Here is a 14,101-nt window from a genome sequence, read left to right as displayed (position 1 = left end):
GTTCAGGCGATGTTGCGCTCGTCCGAACCATTTTCCCTCGATTGGCAGTAGATCGCCCAGCGTGCGAGTTCCTCGAATGCGAGCGGCCGGATGAAGTTCAGCCCGGCAATATCCTGCTGCGACCAGCGGACCACTGCCTTGCGCGGTTCGAGACCGGGCAAACGCACCGTAACCTCGTCGCCGGGGCGAACCGACAGAAGGACCGCCTTGAGCCCACGCTGGGAAATGTCGCGCACGGTCAGGCGGAGCCGAAGATCGCCCAGCAGAGCCTCCCCCTCGCAGCGGATTGGCAGGCGCGGGGCGCGATTGAGGTGACTGTCAGAATGGGCACCGCCCATGTTGCGCAGAACACCCGCGAGATCGATCTCCTGATCGAATTCAACGCCGATCTTGCCTTCCTTCGACCAGACGACCCTGCCTGCCACTACGAGATCCGGCATGAACTGCACGCTCACTGCCTCGCCCAGCGCAAAATCGGCATAGGCGATGCCCATCATCCCGCTAGGAGAGAGATTCCGCAGCAGGCAGAAGCCTGCAAAGCCGTCTGCCTCCAGCAGGACGGGGCGATAAACGGCAGTCGTCCGGCCATCCTTGCGCCGGTCTTCCTGTCCATCTTCATCGGTCTGAGGTGACTGTGGTTCCATTCCCTGCTTTTCAATCGGAAGGCCGAAAGTTCGAGCGCCCATATTACTCCCCTAGCCTGGAGGAAACACGTCCCAAAGTGATGACCAAACATCCCTAAAATTTATAACCAGGCCCTCGTTCAAAAACGTCGATCACCATCCAAGTTCCATAAGCTCGAAATACTCTCTCCGCTTGCGAGGATTAAGGAGCTTCAGATCCCACAATAAGGTTTCACAGACTATCACGACCAATAGTTAGCAACCAGTTGAAAGCTCACGAAAATCGAGTCGCCCCTTGACCTCTGCCAGAGGAAGGGACACCCGCCCGCAAAAGGATGCTCGCGCGCGACGTCAGGCAACGCGCAAGGGGATTGATTTTCCCCCGGCCGGTGCCACTTTCCTGACATGGCAAAAACACGGCTCTTTTCGCGCGCTCTGGTCAGACTTACTCCTCTTGAAGAGGGGGAGGATGTCCGGGGATTCCTTCAGGGCCTTGTCACCAATGACGTTACCGGCCTGTTGCCGGTGTGGGCCGGATTGCTGAGCGCGCAGGGCAAGACCTTGTTTGAGTTTCACGTCTGGCCGGACGGCAAGGGCCTGTTGCTCGATTGCGAGAGCGAGGCGGCTGACGAACTGGTGAAGCGCCTCTCGCTCTATCGACTGAGGCGCAGGATCGCCATCGAACGAGACGATAAGCATGGTATCCATTGGGAGCCCGAGCCGGGTGACGGCGGTGCGCGCGATCCGCGTATGCTGGCACTGGGCCAGCGCTGGATCGCCCCCGTTTCCCCGGATGATGAAAGCGCGGACGAAGCCTGGCTGAAACATCGCCTGTCGCTCGGCGTGCCCGAAGGTCGTGCCGAACTGGGCGACATATTATGGCTGGAAACGAACGCGGCTGACCTGAACGGCGTCAGCTTCTCCAAAGGCTGCTATGTCGGGCAGGAAAATACCGCACGCATGAACTGGCGGCAGAAGGTGAACCGCCGGCTGGTGGTCGTTCCGCTTGATCGCTCAGACGAGAGCCGGCGCCGCATCGCCTATCCCGAACTCGGGCTGGCGGTCGATCATCTGCGCGTGGACAATATCGATCCGGCTTTGCTTCCAGCCTGGCAAAGACATGCAATTGAGGCAGGCCGCGAGGCTGAGGAAAACTAACTCGGTTGACCAGCCAACTGAGCCATCAGCATCACTTCCGCATGAGCTCTGGCAGTTCCGCGCGGCAGACCCAGCGATGCTGACATGCGTTCGCCCATCAGCGCATCCCCCAGGGCCAGCAGGACGAGCGTAAGCGTAGTCTGGCGCACAGCCTCGGCCTCGTCCTTGCGAGTACCTTCCACCGGCGTCAGTTCGTCCACCAAGGCGTGAATGGTTTCGATGACCGGATCGAGTGCGTCCTCATTGCCCGATGCCAGCATCCAGCTGGCCAAGGCACCAGCCCCGCCACTGTCAAAAGCGTCGAAGGTAAGGTCCACCACATCGCGCGGACTACCCTCCCCACTACGGGTTGCCCGCACTGCATCGGCAATGGTTTGGCAAACAGTCTCCGCCAGATATCCACCCAAGGCCCGCTGCAATCCTGCGGCGGAACCGAAGTGATGGAGGAGATTGGCATGGGTTCGCCCGATCCGGGCAGCCACGGCCTTCAACGTCACGCTTTGCGGCCCCGCCTCGATCAACTGGGCGCGAGCAGCTTCAAGCGCGGCGAGCCGGCTTTCCTCAGGAGTCAGGCGTTTCCTTGTTGACATAATAGCAAGCTGTTTTGGCGATAATCCAACTATGTCCGCACCCTTCAAGTTCGACCTAGAGGCCGCTACGCCGCTCGGCAAGGATGCGGACGCGCATCCAATCCGCCCTCGCAACCGTCGCTTCCGCCGCGCCGTGCCTCCGCAGCGATGGTGGCTGAATGGCGACCCCGTGGCAACTGCCTGGCACAATTCCCTCTCAATCGCATTTCCGGTCGGTGAGAGCTTTTTCATCGAACACATCAAGGCGAACCGCGCAGGCGCACCGCCTAAGCTTCAGGCAGAGATTCGTGCCTTCATCCGGCAGGAAATCAATCACACGCGTGAGCATGTGGCGTTCAACCGGATGGTGAACGACGCAGGCTACGACATTTCCCGGATCGAAACGCGGCTGGCCGAGGCGGTAGCGACCACCAAATCCCGGTCGAGCCTCGCCAATCTGGCGGCATCCATGGCGCTGGAACATTTCACAGCCATCATCGCGCATCACACGCTGACGCATCTCGAGCATTATGAGAATGCTGATTCAGAGGCGAGCCACCTGTGGCGCTGGCACGCCGTCGAGGAGATCGAGCACAAGGGCGTGGCTTATGACACCTGGCTTCACGCCACCCGCAATTGGCCGCGCTTCCGACGCTGGTGGGTCAAATCGCTGCTGATGCTGCTTGCCGGGCGCAACTTTGTGAAAAGCCGGATTCGCGACACGCTGGACCTGCTGGCGCAGGATGGCATTACCGGCTGGAAAGCGAAGCTGCGGCTGACCCTGTATCTGCTGGTGCGGCCAGGCGTGCTGCGGGCCATCTTTCCCGCCTGGATTGCCTATTTCCTCCCCGGCTTCCACCCGTGGAAAACCGACGACCGGCAGTTGATCCAGCTTTACGACAGCGAATTTACGGATGCGATCCTCAAGGAAGCCCGCAAGGCCGTGCGCCAGGCTCGATCACCCTCATAAATGAACCCTCAGCCGTGGGGCCTGCCGGGGCCCCTCTCGCGTAGCGAGAGGGGATCAGGCGGCTTGCGGCATCATGGCCGGATCATCACCGCCTACGCAGCCGTCCAGTTCGGTTGCATATTCAACGGCAGAGATGTCTGCGCCGCGACCGAGGCTGTGAATCGTCCGCAACCGACCAGTCGGGACGAAGCCAGCCTTGCGCAACACCCGGCCGGAAGCCGGATTGTCCGCCGCATGGCAGCTATGGATGCGCCGGTGGCCCAGTGTCCGGGCGATGGAGAGCACCGCCCTCGCCGCTTCCGTGGCGTAACCCTGGCCCCAATGTTCACGGGCAACCCAATAGCCGATCTCGGGGCCATGCTTCGCCTCGCCCAAGCCGCAAGCCCCGATGATGGGACTGCCGCTTGCACCGGGCAAGGTGAGCAGGAATGTCGGGAATTTCCGGGATTTGGGCTGTGCGAGCCAGCTTTCGGCGTCTTCCCGCCGATACGGCCAGGGCACGCTTGCCAGATTGCGGACAATCGCCTCGTCCGAAATCCGGGCCAGCAGTTCACCGGCATCCTCCAGCCAGCCCGGCCGGAGCAGCAATCTTTCACTACGATGGAACATGGCTACCTCCTCTCGCGCCGCCACGCCCCACTGATTGCGGAACGTGACAGGACTATTGCCGAAAGCACCGGCTTTGCGGCCAAACGTTGCGAGGGAGACGCGAAAAGAGGGAGACGGGTCAGGCCCCTCTCCCTCTAACGGCCGGATTAAGACTCCGGCGGGGCCATCCCGTGGGACGGCCCTATCAATGAACCGTCCGCTTATTCGGCGGCTTCAGCCATTACGTCCACAGAGACGTATTTACGGCCGAGCTTGCCATCGTGGAATCGCACGCGACCTTCGGCGAGCGCGAACAGGGTATGGTCCTTGCCCATGCCGACGTTCACGCCCGGATAGACCTTGGTCCCGCGCTGGCGAATAATGATGTTGCCGCCGATCACTTCCTGACCGCCGAACTTCTTCACGCCCAGGCGACGGCCCGCCGAGTCGCGACCGTTACGGGACGAACCGCCTGCTTTTTTATGTGCCATCTCGTCTTACTCCGTAACTCGAGCTTATGCCTGATCCGCCTCGGGGGCGGCGGCCTTCTTCGCAGCAGCCTTCTTGGCAGCCGGAGCCTTGCCTTCGCCCACGGCGAGAATGCGCAGCAGGGTCATCTGCTGACGGTGACCATTGCGGCGGCGATAATTGTGGCGGCGGCGCTTCTTGAACACCATCACCTTTTCGCTCTTGGCCTGAGCGATAATCTCGGCCGACACCGTCACCTTGCCAGCTTCCGCCAGATCCCCGCCGTCCCCGGCGAGAAGGACGTCACCCAGCACGATCGTGTCGCCGGCTTCGCCAGCGAGCTTTTCAACCGCGATCTTGTCTCCGGCGGCAACCCGATACTGCTTGCCGCCCGTGCGCACTACTGCGAACATGGTACCTGCATCCATTCTACTGCTGTGCCGCCCCGCCTTTGAACCGAAACCGGAAAAACCGGATTTCGAGCAATGAGCGACGCGCCGCGCGCCCCCGGAAGGGCGCCGGAAAGATGGCTGCCGTTAGTAGAAGCTCCCCATCCTGTCAACGGCAGACCGCCCGCTTTCGCAAGAAGCTGGAAAGGTATGCCCGCCATGCTATGGCCTGCAGCATGACCTTGCGCGCTTCCATATTGCCGCCTTTTGCCGCCGCCCTTGCCGCAGCCGCAGCCCTTGCAGGCTGTGCAAAAGATGATGGCGCATACCCTTCCCTGTCCATCCGCGATGCGGAACGGGTGAGCGGCGTATTCGAACCGGTGACGCCCGAACCCTTCGTTCCTGCCCCGCAAAGCGCGGAAACGCTGGGCCGCGTGGAGAGACTGCGCGCTTCCGCGCTGGCTTCACACGATCGTTTTCTGGCAGCAGCCAACAAGGCGCGCGGGCCAGTCGCGGCTGCCCGCGGAGCAGGGATCGGGGCGGAACAATGGTCTGTCGCGCAAGTCGCGCTGGGCAATCTTGCCGGCATTCGCAGCGAAACCATGACCTCGCTCACCGAACTGGATCTGCTTTATGTAAATGCCCGCACCGAAGGGCTTGAGCTGGGCGAAATCGAATCGGCACGCGGCGATGTGGAAAAGCTGGTCGATGAAGAGGACCGACTGATGGATTCGCTCAATTCGCAGATCGCTGGCTAAGCCCGGCGATTCCATCCCCAGCGGGTTTATTTCCAGCGAGCGAGATCCGCGTGGTCCTGCGGGCGCGGTTCGATCCAATGCCAGCCATCCGCCCGTTTTTCGCGCTTCCAGAACCAGGCATCGCTTTTGAGGTGATCCATGGCGAAATCCACAGCCTCGATCGCAGAACGCCGGTGACGGGCAGCGGCAGCCGCCAGCACGATCGGCTCGCCGGGTGAGAGAACGCCAAACCGGTGCGCCAGCAGAATGCCCATCAGATCGAATCGGGCCAGCGCCTCGTCGGCCAAGGCTTCCATGCCTGACAGGGTCAACGGCTCGTAATGGGAAAGCTCCAGCGCCTCGCACCCATCGGTGGGGCGCACCTTGCCGACGAATGCGGCAACGCCGCCCGCTTCGGGATGGGCAGCCGTAAAACCGTCCACTTCCGCGCCCGGATCGAAAGCGGCAGCAAGCAGGCGGACGTCGCGCATCTCAGCCCCCGCTGACCGGAGGGAGGAATGCCACTTCGTCCCCATCCATTGCCGAAAGGGCCTTCTTGTCGCCCAGCAAGGCGCCATTGACGGCGATCCGCACCTTCTCACCCGCCACGGCAGCGGCCAGATCAGGCGAACTCCAGACTTCGAGCCAGGCGAGCAAATCCGTCCAGTCGAACTCGCCATCGGCCTCAGTCAACTCGAACTCATGCGTGCCGGCAAGATCGGCAAGCCTGCCGAGAAAAACGAACTTCACAGCCATAGGTCAGCCGCCCGTAAGCGACATGTGGCGCGGCTGGGCAGGCCCGGCGCCGCGCTCGATGCGGAAATGGTGCCGCTCCGGCTTGATCCGCATCAGCAGATCCAGCGCCTCGGCCAGGTTCCGCTCCGGCTCGTCCGACCGCAAGGCGGCGCGCAGATCGACCTTCTCCGAGCCGCCAAGGCAGGCATAGAGCTGGCCGGTGGCCGTCACCCGGATGCGGTTGCAGCCAGCACAGAAATTATTGGTGAGCGGCGTGATGAAGCCAAGCCGTCCGCCGGTTTCGGCAATGTCGACATAGCGCGAAGGGCCGCCCGTGGTGGCATCGCTGGGGATCAGCGTCCAGCGCTTCTCCAGCGCATCGCGGATCACCGGCAGCGGCAGGTAATGATCCACCCGATCTTCCTCAACCTCGCCCAGGGGCATGGTTTCGATCAGGGTGATGTCATGGCCTTGCGAATGGGCCCATTCGATGAGGAAGGGAATCTCCTCCTCATTCATGCCCTTCAGTGCCACGGTGTTGAGCTTGACCTTCAGCCCAGCCTCGCGCGCGGCGGCGATGCCGCGCAGCACGTCGTTCAGCTTGTCCCGCCGGGAGAGGCGCTGGAACAGCTCCCCATCCATCGTATCGAGTGAGACATTGATCCGCCGCACGCCCGCAGCAGCCAGATCGTCAGCAAATTGTTCAAGCTGGGTGCCGTTGGTGGTGATGGTCAGTTCTTCCAGCCCATCTCCAATCTTGCGGCCTAGCGCGCGGACCAGTTCGATCACATCCCGCCGCACCAGCGGCTCGCCGCCGGTGAGGCGAATCTTGGTAATGCCGCGATCGATGAAGCCCAGTGCCAGCTTGTGCAGTTCTTCCAGGCTCAGCACATCCTTGCGCGGCAGGAAGGTCATCTTCTCGGGCATGCAATAGGTGCAACGCAAATCGCACCGGTCCGTCACCGAGAGACGCAGATAGGTAATCCGCCGGTTGAAGGCGTCCACCAGAGGGGCCGAAGAAGTGCTCACAATTGTCATATAGCACTAATTCCGGAAATTACCCGCCCCACTATCTGCTCCGCCGGATTCAACCGGCAAGAGCTGACCCGTAATGCCGGGCGCATGGGCCAGCCATTGCAGCACGGCCTCCACGCCCTCACCTTCTGCACCCTCCACGCCGTTGACCCGCTTGGGGGCGGCTTCCCGCGCCAGATCGGCAAGCGCCGCCTTGCGCCACCCGGCATGGTCATAGGTCGCGAGCGGAAAGACGAGCGCCAGCGCTTCGGCACCGCTCGCCAGTTCCCGCCGGATGGCAGGCAGATATTGCGCATGAAAGGCCGCGGCGGCATCCAGTGCCGAATCGGGCAGTCCTTCGATGCGCAACACCGCCTGCATCAGGCCGCCCGGCGCTGCCGCGTCAGCGTGATGCCGATCTTCTCGTTCGCCTCGCTCAGCGCCAGCTTCACGATCTTGACCGAGACTTCCTCCACCCGCTCATCCCGCAGAAACAGTGTGTCGCAGATGTGTTCCGCCACTGCTTCGATCAGCTGGTAATGGTGCGAATCGCCCAGCGCTTCGGAAGCGGCGAACTTCAGATCCATATAGTTGAGGCTCGCATCGAGCGGAGTTTCCGGCTCGTAGCGATCGGCGGCCCGCAGCTTCACCCGCAGGCTGAAGCGCAAGGGCTGCGCCTTGCCGGTCTCTTCCGAATAGATCCCGGTGAGTACATCATGTTCGAAATCGGAGACTTCGAGATAAAGGCTGTCAGACATCCGGCGTCCTGCTTACGATTTTGCGCGCCCTTTGCACTTCACCCGGCGCGAGTCCAGCGCGCGAAGATTGCCGTGGGCAGCAGGCGCCCATCCGGCCCGTCTTCCCGCACGGCCAGGTCGCCATGTTCGATCCGGCCCGGCAGGCCTGTGAAATGCTCCATCAGCAGCCCGGCGAGCGACAGGCTCGACATGCGCACGGCATAGGCGGTGAGGAACAGGAAGCGGCTGTCTTCGTCCAGCAGGCTGCGACAATCCGCGATCAGCGGGGCGAGATTATCCTCGATCCGCCACGTTTCCCCGCCCGGCCCGCGCCCGAATTTGGGCGGGTCGAGAATGATCCCGTCATAGCGCCTTCCGCGCCGCACTTCACGGGCAGCGAACTTGGCGGCATCATCCACCAGCCAGCGCACCGGGCGATCCTGCATTCCGGCGAGAAGCGAATTTTCCCGCGCCGCCGCGACCGATTTCTTGCTGGCGTCCACATGCGTGACAGGGCCACACTTGCTCAGCGCCAGCGTGCCCACACCGGTATAGCCGAACAGGTTGAGGGTCTGCGCCTCTGCCTTGCCGTCCAGCTGCCCGCGCATCCAGTGCCACACCGGCGCCATGTCCGGGAAGAAGCCGAGATGGCGGAAGGGCGTGCATTGCGCGGTGAAGCGCACGTCTTCCCATTCCAGAGGCCAGCCATCTCGCGGCACTTCGCGGAAAAACTGCCAGCGCCCGCCGCCATCCTCATCGGAGCCGGGCACGAATTCGCCATCCGCATCCCAATCCGCAAGGCGTGGAGTCCACATGGCCTGCGGCTCCGGCCGGATGAAACGGAACGGGCCGTAGCGTTCGAGCTTGCGGCCATGGCCGCTATCGACCAGCCCGTAATCGGCCCAGCCCTCGCCCGCCAGGATCAGGGGATCGAGTGCCAGTTCAGCCATCAGGCGTTCGGAGTCGCATGCTCCGCCACATAGGCGGCGATGGCATCATATTCGCCCGGCAGCTGGACGTAGCGTTCTTCGCGCTCGAACAGGTCGCCCACACGGGCGGGCAGGCCCGGACGCACGCCCGTTGCCTGCTCCACCGCATCGGGGAACTTGGCCGGGTGCGCGGTTGCCAGCGTCACCACCGGCACGGACTTGTCCACCCCGGCATTACGCGCGGCGTGCAGGCCGATGGCGGTGTGCGGATCGATGATCTCGGCGCAATGGTCCGCGGCCCAGCGCATGGCGGCCAGGGTCTCGTCCCCATCGGCGCGGGCGCTGGTGAACAGGGCGGACGCCCCTTCGCGCTGCGCATTGGTGAGACGCATGGCCTTGCTCGCCTCGAAGCCGCGCATCTGCTCGGCAAGCGCCAAGCCGTCGCGCCCGCCGCAATCGAACAGCAGGCGTTCGAAATTGGAGCTGACCTGTATGTCCATCGAAGGCGCGGCGGTGGGTGTTACCGTCCCGGCCGAATAATCGCCTTCCGACAGCGCGCGGTGGAGAATGTCGTTCACATTGGTCGCCACGATCAGCCGCTCGATCGGCAGGCCCATCTTGGCCGCGACATAACCCGCGAACACGTCCCCGAAATTGCCGGTCGGCACGGAGAAGGCCACCTTGCGGTAAGGCGCGCCAAGCTGCACCCCGCAGGCGAAGTAATAGACCACCTGCGCCATCAGGCGCGCCCAGTTGATCGAGTTCACCGCCGCGATGTTGAAGCGGCTGGTCATGGAAGTATCTCCGAACATGCGCTTCACCATGGCCTGCGCATCGTCGAAGCTGCCTTCGATGGCGATGTTATAGACATTGGGCGCCAGCACCGTAGTCATCTGGCGCCGCTGCACGTCGCTCACCCGGCCGCGCGGATGGAGCATGAAGATGTCGATGTTCTTGCGGTTCGCCACCGCGTCGATCGCGGCAGAGCCGGTATCGCCTGAAGTCGCGCCGACGATGGTCAGCCGGTCTTCCCGGCGGGACAGGAAGGTCTCGAACAGGCGGCCCAGCAATTGCAGCGCCACGTCCTTGAAGGCCAGCGTGGGGCCGTGGAACAGTTCCAGCAGCCAGTGCTGTTCGTCAAACTGCTTGAGCGGCGTCACCGCGTCATGGGCGAAGGTGCCATAGGCGCTGCGGCACAGGCCCAGCAGTTCCTCATCCGTCAGGCTGCCCGCCACGAAAGGCTGCATCACCTTCACTGCCAGTTCGGCATAAGGAAGCCCGGCCATCGCCGCGATTTCCGCCTCGGTGAAGCGCGGCCATTCGGCGGGGACATAAAGCCCGCCATCCGAGGCCAGCCCGGCCAGAGTGACACCTTCGAAATCGAGCGCCGGCGCGCTGCCGCGAGTGGAGACGTAAAGCATGGCGCGCGCCTTAATCCCACCGCCCGGCAAAGGAAACCCCGGATGGGCTGAATGGCGCGTTCATCCAGCGAGTTGAGGCGCATCCCGGCAGGCGAAGGTTACGCGAAACAGCCTGCGAAACTCTGTGACCTTTCCCGGAATTTTCGTTACAGGCCAGACAGCTGTGCGGGCTTTTGAAAAAAGGGCTGTGACCTTTCGTTCTTCCCGTACCACCTAGCGTGATCGCACCGCCGCCACTCCACCTCAGCCGCTGCAAATTGCCGTGGCCTGCCATGGCACAGTGGCGGGCATGTAGGAAAACGCGGGCCCCAACCTTTCAGCGAGCCGACCTTCACACCTCTTCCCGCACGCCCTCCCCTTCCAGCGCATCCTTCAGCGCCAGCAACCCCGCAGCCGCACCTGCGGCGTGAGGCCCGATCCAGCGTTCATGAATCCGCTGGATGGGCATGGCATCCAGATGGTTGAACCGTTCGCGCCCCTTGCGCACCGGCACGACCAGCCCCGCCTTTTCCAGCACCTTGAGGTGCAGCATCACCGTGCAGCGATCCAGCGCCGGGAAGCTGGCGCATAGCTGGCTGGTGGTGAGCGGGCGCAATTTCAGTTCATCGCAGATCGCGCGCCGGGTGGCGTTGCCCAGCGCCTTGAAGACCGCGTCCATATTGGCATCGATTGACATGTTATATTTTTATAACATAATTGGCCGCGACTCAAGAGAGGATGTCGATATGGAACTGAAATTCAGAGTGTCGGCGCGGATTGCCCGGCCAGTGCACGATGTGTTCGAAGCCGTGGCGGACCCGGCGAGATTATCGAGATATTTCACCACGGGAGGCGCCAAAGGCCGACTGGAAACGGGCGCCACCGTGACATGGGATTTCCACGATTTCCCCGGCGCCTTTCCCGTTCATGTGGTGGAAGTTGTGCCCGACAAGCGCATCGTGCTGCGCTGGGCCGCGAATGAGGCCACGCCCGAGGATGGCGAGGCCGCCGTCGATGGCCGGGCCGAATATGAAACCACCGTCACCATGGAATTCCGCCCGCTGGAAGATGGGCGCACACTGGTGGAAGTGGCCGAGGAAGGCTGGCGCGAAACGCCGGGCGGCCTGCGCGGTTCTTACGGCAATTGCCACGGCTGGACCCAGATGCTCTGCTCCCTCAAGGCGTGGATCGAGCACGGGATCAATTTGCGGGAGGGGATGTATAAGTGATCGGGCCCTACCCCTCTCCGGCCTCGCCGGGCGACCACACTGGCACGCCCGTTTGAGAAAGGAGAGGGCCTATTTGCCCTTCAGGCGCCTGCGCAACGCAATCGCGTAGATCACCAGCGCGGTCGCCGCGAAGAAGAACCACTGCCAGGCATAGGCCATGTGGTTATTGGGAATATCGGCCGGATCGGGCTCGGCATTGGCCTGTAGCCCTGCCAGCGGTGGGGACGCGATAAGGCGCGCTTCGCCATTGCGACCGGGCCCGATAATGCCCTGCACTTCGCCCCCGGCCCATTGGGGCCTTTCCTGCGGACCTGCAGCCCAGCCCAGCACCACATCGGCTTCCCCCGCCCCTGGAATGGCGCAGCGGGCGACCTGGGCCCAGCCTGTTTCACCAGCCTGATTATGCCCCGCCACGGCATCGAGCGAGAGAACCTTGTCGCAGCGGATCGCCGTGTGGCGATAGAGTACGCCCTCCACCGCTGCCTTTTCGTTCGGCCATTGGGCGAGCGAGGACAGGGTGAGCGACTGGCGATATTGCTCCAGCAAGGCTTGCTTCCAGCTTGCGCGTTGCAACTGCCAGACACCCAGCCCCACCATTGTGGCGACTGCGAGAAGGACGATGATGGTCGCAAAAATCGGGATGCGCCGGGTCACGGCCTGCCGGCCTCGTCAGCCTCAGTCTCGCCACCTACATCGCCGCCGGTTACTTCCTTCGCCTTGCGCCAGTATTCGGCCTGCAACAGCCATGCCTTGCTGACCCTCAGGCCCCAGATTGTCGATCCGGCAATAATGGGCATCCAGATCAGTGCATGGACCCAGAGAGGCGGATGGACCGAAAATTCCAGCCACAGCGCCAGGATCACCACCAATGCGCCGATGATCAGGGTGAGGAAGGCCGCGGGCCCATCCCCGACATTGAACTGCGCGAAATCGAGGCCGCATTGTTTGCAGCACGGCGCGAAGCGCGCCAGCCCTTCGAACAGGCATTTCGCTCCGCACCGGGGGCAGAGACCAAGAAGGGCAGCCTGCACGGCGGCGGGCTGCCCTTCCTTGTTTGCTTTGGGTTGGTTCACCGCAGGGCCGATCAGTGGATCGGCGCGCCCCAGCCGCCCCAGATATAGACGACCGCGAAGAGGAACAGCCACACCACGTCAACGAAGTGCCAGTACCAGGCGGCCGCTTCGAAGCCGAAATGCTCCTTGGGAGTGAAATCGCCCTTATAGGTGCGCACCAGGCAGACGATCAGGAAGATCGTGCCGACAAGCACGTGGAAGCCGTGAAAGCCGGTCGCCATGTAGAAGGCCGAGCTGTAGGTGTTGCCGCCGAAGGCGAAGGGCGCATGAGCATATTCATAGGCCTGGATGCAGCTGAACAGCACGCCCAGAATGACCGTAAGCCACAGGCCCTTCTTCACCGAAGCGCGGTCACCATGGATCAGCGCATGGTGCGCCCAGGTGAGCGTGGTGCCCGAGCACAGCAGGATCAGCGTATTGAGCAGCGGCAGGGCGAACGGGTCCATCACGGCCTCGATCGCCTTGGGCGGGAACTGGCCGCCTACCACATCGGTCAGCGCGTTGGGGAACAGCGCGAAATCGAACCAGCTCCAGAACCAGCCGACGAAGAACATCACTTCCGAAGCGATGAACAGGATCATGCCGTAGCGCATGTGCAGCTGCACCACCGGCGTGTGGAAGCCTTCGCGGCCTTCCTTGATGATGTTCGAGAACCAGCTGAAGAAGGTGGCGATCAGCCCGGCGAGTCCCAGCCCCAGCACCAGATGGCCAGCAGCCATCTCATGCATGTACATCACCATGCCCGTGGTGAAGACGAATGCCGAAACCGAGCCGGCCAGCGGCCAGATATCGGGGGGAAGGATGTGGTAATCGTGGTTCTTCGTGCCGGCCATGGATTGCTTCCTGGTTGGTCTTGCGTGGCGCCCCTGTCAGAGCCTTGTGAGCGCCCCATAATCTGCTGATCGTCTGTGGTCCAGAGCTTAGGAACCAGACTCGTGAAGGTTGTGGAATGTATAGCTCAGAGTGATCTGTTCTACGCCCTTCGCGTTCTCGTCCTTGAGGATCGCGGGATCGACGTAATAGGTCACCGGCATCCGGACTTCCTCGCCCGGCTGCAGGGTCTGCTTGGTGAAGCAGAAACACTGGATCTTGTTGAAATAGGGCGCAGCCTGTTCAGGCTCCACATTGTAGCTGGCCTGCCCCGTCACCGGCTTGTCCGAATTGTTGCGCGCAATGTAGAAGGCGATCTTGCGTTCGCCCAGCTGCGCAGTTTCGGTAACCTGCTCGGGCTTGAATTGCCACGGCATGTCAGGCGCGATATTGCTGTCGAAGCGAACCGAGATCGTCTCGCCCGTCACATTGACTGCCGCCGCTTTCGCCTCGCTCGCGATCTGCGGCGTGCCGCCAAATCCGGTCACCTGGCAGAAAATGCGATAGAGCGGCACGGATGCATAACCGAGCCCCAGCATCGCTACCGCCAGCGACAGGGCCATCAGCCCTACCTTGCGGTTATTGCGTCGTGCTTTTTCGGGCAGTGGCATT

21 protein-coding genes are annotated in these 14,101 nt (G+C 62.7%); 4 read left to right on the top strand and 17 right to left on the bottom strand.

What is annotated here, in order from left to right; genetic code table 11:
- Positions 1-2: 2 nt before the first annotated feature.
- Positions 3-644 (bottom strand): PilZ domain-containing protein, encoded by a 642-nt coding sequence (locus tag H0274_RS02015; RefSeq protein ID WP_226792669.1) that lies wholly within the window; start codon positions 642-644, stop codon positions 3-5.
- A 384-nt stretch (positions 645-1,028) separates the two neighbouring features.
- On the opposite strand from H0274_RS02015, the gene ygfZ reads away from it, so the two are divergent.
- Positions 1,029-1,781, top strand: a complete 753-nt coding sequence (ygfZ, locus tag H0274_RS02010) for a CAF17-like 4Fe-4S cluster assembly/insertion protein YgfZ (RefSeq protein ID WP_226792668.1) — start codon at positions 1,029-1,031, stop codon at positions 1,779-1,781.
- On the opposite strand, the gene H0274_RS02005 is transcribed toward ygfZ, so the two are convergent.
- Positions 1,778-2,371, bottom strand: coding sequence for a TetR family transcriptional regulator (locus H0274_RS02005; RefSeq protein ID WP_226792667.1), 594 nt, complete (start codon positions 2,369-2,371; stop codon positions 1,778-1,780). The two genes, ygfZ and H0274_RS02005, sit on opposite strands and share 4 nt — an antisense overlap.
- Positions 2,372-2,402: 31 nt before the next feature.
- Between H0274_RS02005 and H0274_RS02000 the strand changes: the two genes are divergently transcribed.
- Positions 2,403-3,320 carry a metal-dependent hydrolase gene (locus H0274_RS02000; RefSeq protein ID WP_226792666.1) on the top strand — a complete coding sequence of 306 codons (918 nt, stop codon included), beginning with the start codon at positions 2,403-2,405 and terminating at the stop codon, positions 3,318-3,320.
- Between the two features lie 54 nt (positions 3,321-3,374).
- Here H0274_RS02000 and H0274_RS01995 read toward each other — a convergent pair whose 3' ends face one another.
- The 3 genes from H0274_RS01995 to rplU form a co-directional block, all read right to left on the bottom strand.
- Positions 3,375-3,929: a GNAT family N-acetyltransferase gene (locus H0274_RS01995; RefSeq protein ID WP_226792665.1), complete on the bottom strand. Its 555-nt coding sequence runs from the start codon at positions 3,927-3,929 to the stop codon at positions 3,375-3,377.
- Between the two features lie 200 nt (positions 3,930-4,129).
- Positions 4,130-4,399 carry a 50S ribosomal protein L27 gene (gene rpmA, locus H0274_RS01990; protein WP_226792664.1) on the bottom strand — a complete coding sequence of 90 codons (270 nt, stop codon included), beginning with the start codon at positions 4,397-4,399 and terminating at the stop codon, positions 4,130-4,132.
- Positions 4,400-4,423: 24 nt separating this feature from the next.
- Positions 4,424-4,789, bottom strand: a complete 366-nt coding sequence (rplU, locus tag H0274_RS01985; protein ID WP_226794418.1) for a 50S ribosomal protein L21 — start codon at positions 4,787-4,789, stop codon at positions 4,424-4,426.
- A gap of 212 nt (positions 4,790-5,001) precedes the next feature.
- On the opposite strand from rplU, the gene H0274_RS01980 reads away from it, so the two are divergent.
- The gene (locus H0274_RS01980) at positions 5,002-5,523 is read left to right on the top strand and encodes a hypothetical protein (RefSeq protein WP_226792663.1); all 522 of its coding nucleotides are present in this window, start codon (positions 5,002-5,004) and stop codon (positions 5,521-5,523) included.
- A gap of 26 nt (positions 5,524-5,549) precedes the next feature.
- On the opposite strand, the gene H0274_RS01975 is transcribed toward H0274_RS01980, so the two are convergent.
- From H0274_RS01975 to H0274_RS01940, 8 genes are all read right to left on the bottom strand, one after another.
- A complete protein-coding gene (locus H0274_RS01975) occupies positions 5,550-5,993 on the bottom strand; it encodes a molybdenum cofactor biosynthesis protein MoaE (protein ID WP_226792662.1) in 444 nt (147 codons plus the stop codon).
- 1 nt (position 5,994) lies between these two features.
- Positions 5,995-6,258 (bottom strand): MoaD/ThiS family protein, encoded by a 264-nt coding sequence (locus H0274_RS01970; protein ID WP_226792661.1) that lies wholly within the window; start codon positions 6,256-6,258, stop codon positions 5,995-5,997.
- A 3-nt stretch (positions 6,259-6,261) separates the two neighbouring features.
- On the bottom strand, positions 6,262-7,275 hold the full coding sequence (gene moaA / locus H0274_RS01965) for a GTP 3',8-cyclase MoaA (RefSeq protein ID WP_226792660.1): 1,014 nt from the start codon (positions 7,273-7,275) through the stop codon (positions 6,262-6,264).
- A 6-nt stretch (positions 7,276-7,281) separates the two neighbouring features.
- The gene (locus tag H0274_RS01960) at positions 7,282-7,632 is read right to left on the bottom strand and encodes a Rossmann fold domain-containing protein (protein WP_226792659.1); all 351 of its coding nucleotides are present in this window, start codon (positions 7,630-7,632) and stop codon (positions 7,282-7,284) included.
- The gene (locus tag H0274_RS01955) at positions 7,632-8,009 is read right to left on the bottom strand and encodes a dihydroneopterin aldolase (RefSeq protein ID WP_226792658.1); all 378 of its coding nucleotides are present in this window, start codon (positions 8,007-8,009) and stop codon (positions 7,632-7,634) included. The genes H0274_RS01960 and H0274_RS01955 overlap by 1 nt, the downstream gene beginning before the upstream one ends.
- 38 nt (positions 8,010-8,047) lie before the next feature.
- A complete protein-coding gene (locus H0274_RS01950; RefSeq protein ID WP_226792657.1) occupies positions 8,048-8,938 on the bottom strand; it encodes a class I SAM-dependent methyltransferase in 891 nt (296 codons plus the stop codon).
- Positions 8,938-10,338, bottom strand: a complete 1,401-nt coding sequence (thrC, locus tag H0274_RS01945) for a threonine synthase (protein ID WP_226792656.1) — start codon at positions 10,336-10,338, stop codon at positions 8,938-8,940. Before thrC ends, H0274_RS01950 begins: the two co-directional genes overlap by 1 nt.
- Before the next feature lie 331 nt (positions 10,339-10,669).
- On the bottom strand, positions 10,670-11,014 hold the full coding sequence (locus H0274_RS01940; protein ID WP_226792655.1) for an ArsR/SmtB family transcription factor: 345 nt from the start codon (positions 11,012-11,014) through the stop codon (positions 10,670-10,672).
- Between the two features lie 49 nt (positions 11,015-11,063).
- Between H0274_RS01940 and H0274_RS01935 the strand changes: the two genes are divergently transcribed.
- Positions 11,064-11,546, top strand: a complete 483-nt coding sequence (locus H0274_RS01935; RefSeq protein WP_226792654.1) for an SRPBCC family protein — start codon at positions 11,064-11,066, stop codon at positions 11,544-11,546.
- A 69-nt stretch (positions 11,547-11,615) separates the two neighbouring features.
- On the opposite strand, the gene H0274_RS01930 is transcribed toward H0274_RS01935, so the two are convergent.
- From H0274_RS01930 to H0274_RS01915, 4 genes are all read right to left on the bottom strand, one after another.
- Entirely contained in the window at positions 11,616-12,200 is a 585-nt protein-coding gene (locus H0274_RS01930) for an SURF1 family cytochrome oxidase biogenesis protein (protein WP_226792653.1), read from the bottom strand.
- Positions 12,197-12,619 carry a DUF983 domain-containing protein gene (locus tag H0274_RS01925; protein ID WP_226792652.1) on the bottom strand — a complete coding sequence of 141 codons (423 nt, stop codon included), beginning with the start codon at positions 12,617-12,619 and terminating at the stop codon, positions 12,197-12,199. The genes H0274_RS01930 and H0274_RS01925 overlap by 4 nt, the downstream gene beginning before the upstream one ends.
- A gap of 11 nt (positions 12,620-12,630) precedes the next feature.
- The gene (locus H0274_RS01920) at positions 12,631-13,452 is read right to left on the bottom strand and encodes a cytochrome c oxidase subunit 3 (protein ID WP_226792651.1); all 822 of its coding nucleotides are present in this window, start codon (positions 13,450-13,452) and stop codon (positions 12,631-12,633) included.
- Between the two features lie 87 nt (positions 13,453-13,539).
- A complete protein-coding gene (locus tag H0274_RS01915; RefSeq protein WP_226794417.1) occupies positions 13,540-14,100 on the bottom strand; it encodes a cytochrome c oxidase assembly protein in 561 nt (186 codons plus the stop codon).
- Position 14,101: the final 1 nt, after the last annotated feature.

It is taken from the genome of Fulverythrobacter ferritrahens, assembly GCF_020539485.1.
GTDB lineage: Bacteria > Pseudomonadota > Alphaproteobacteria > Sphingomonadales > Sphingomonadaceae > Andeanibacterium > Andeanibacterium ferritrahens.
Note: the sequence above shows the minus strand (reverse complement) of the source record. Positions and strands in the feature narration are given on the sequence as shown.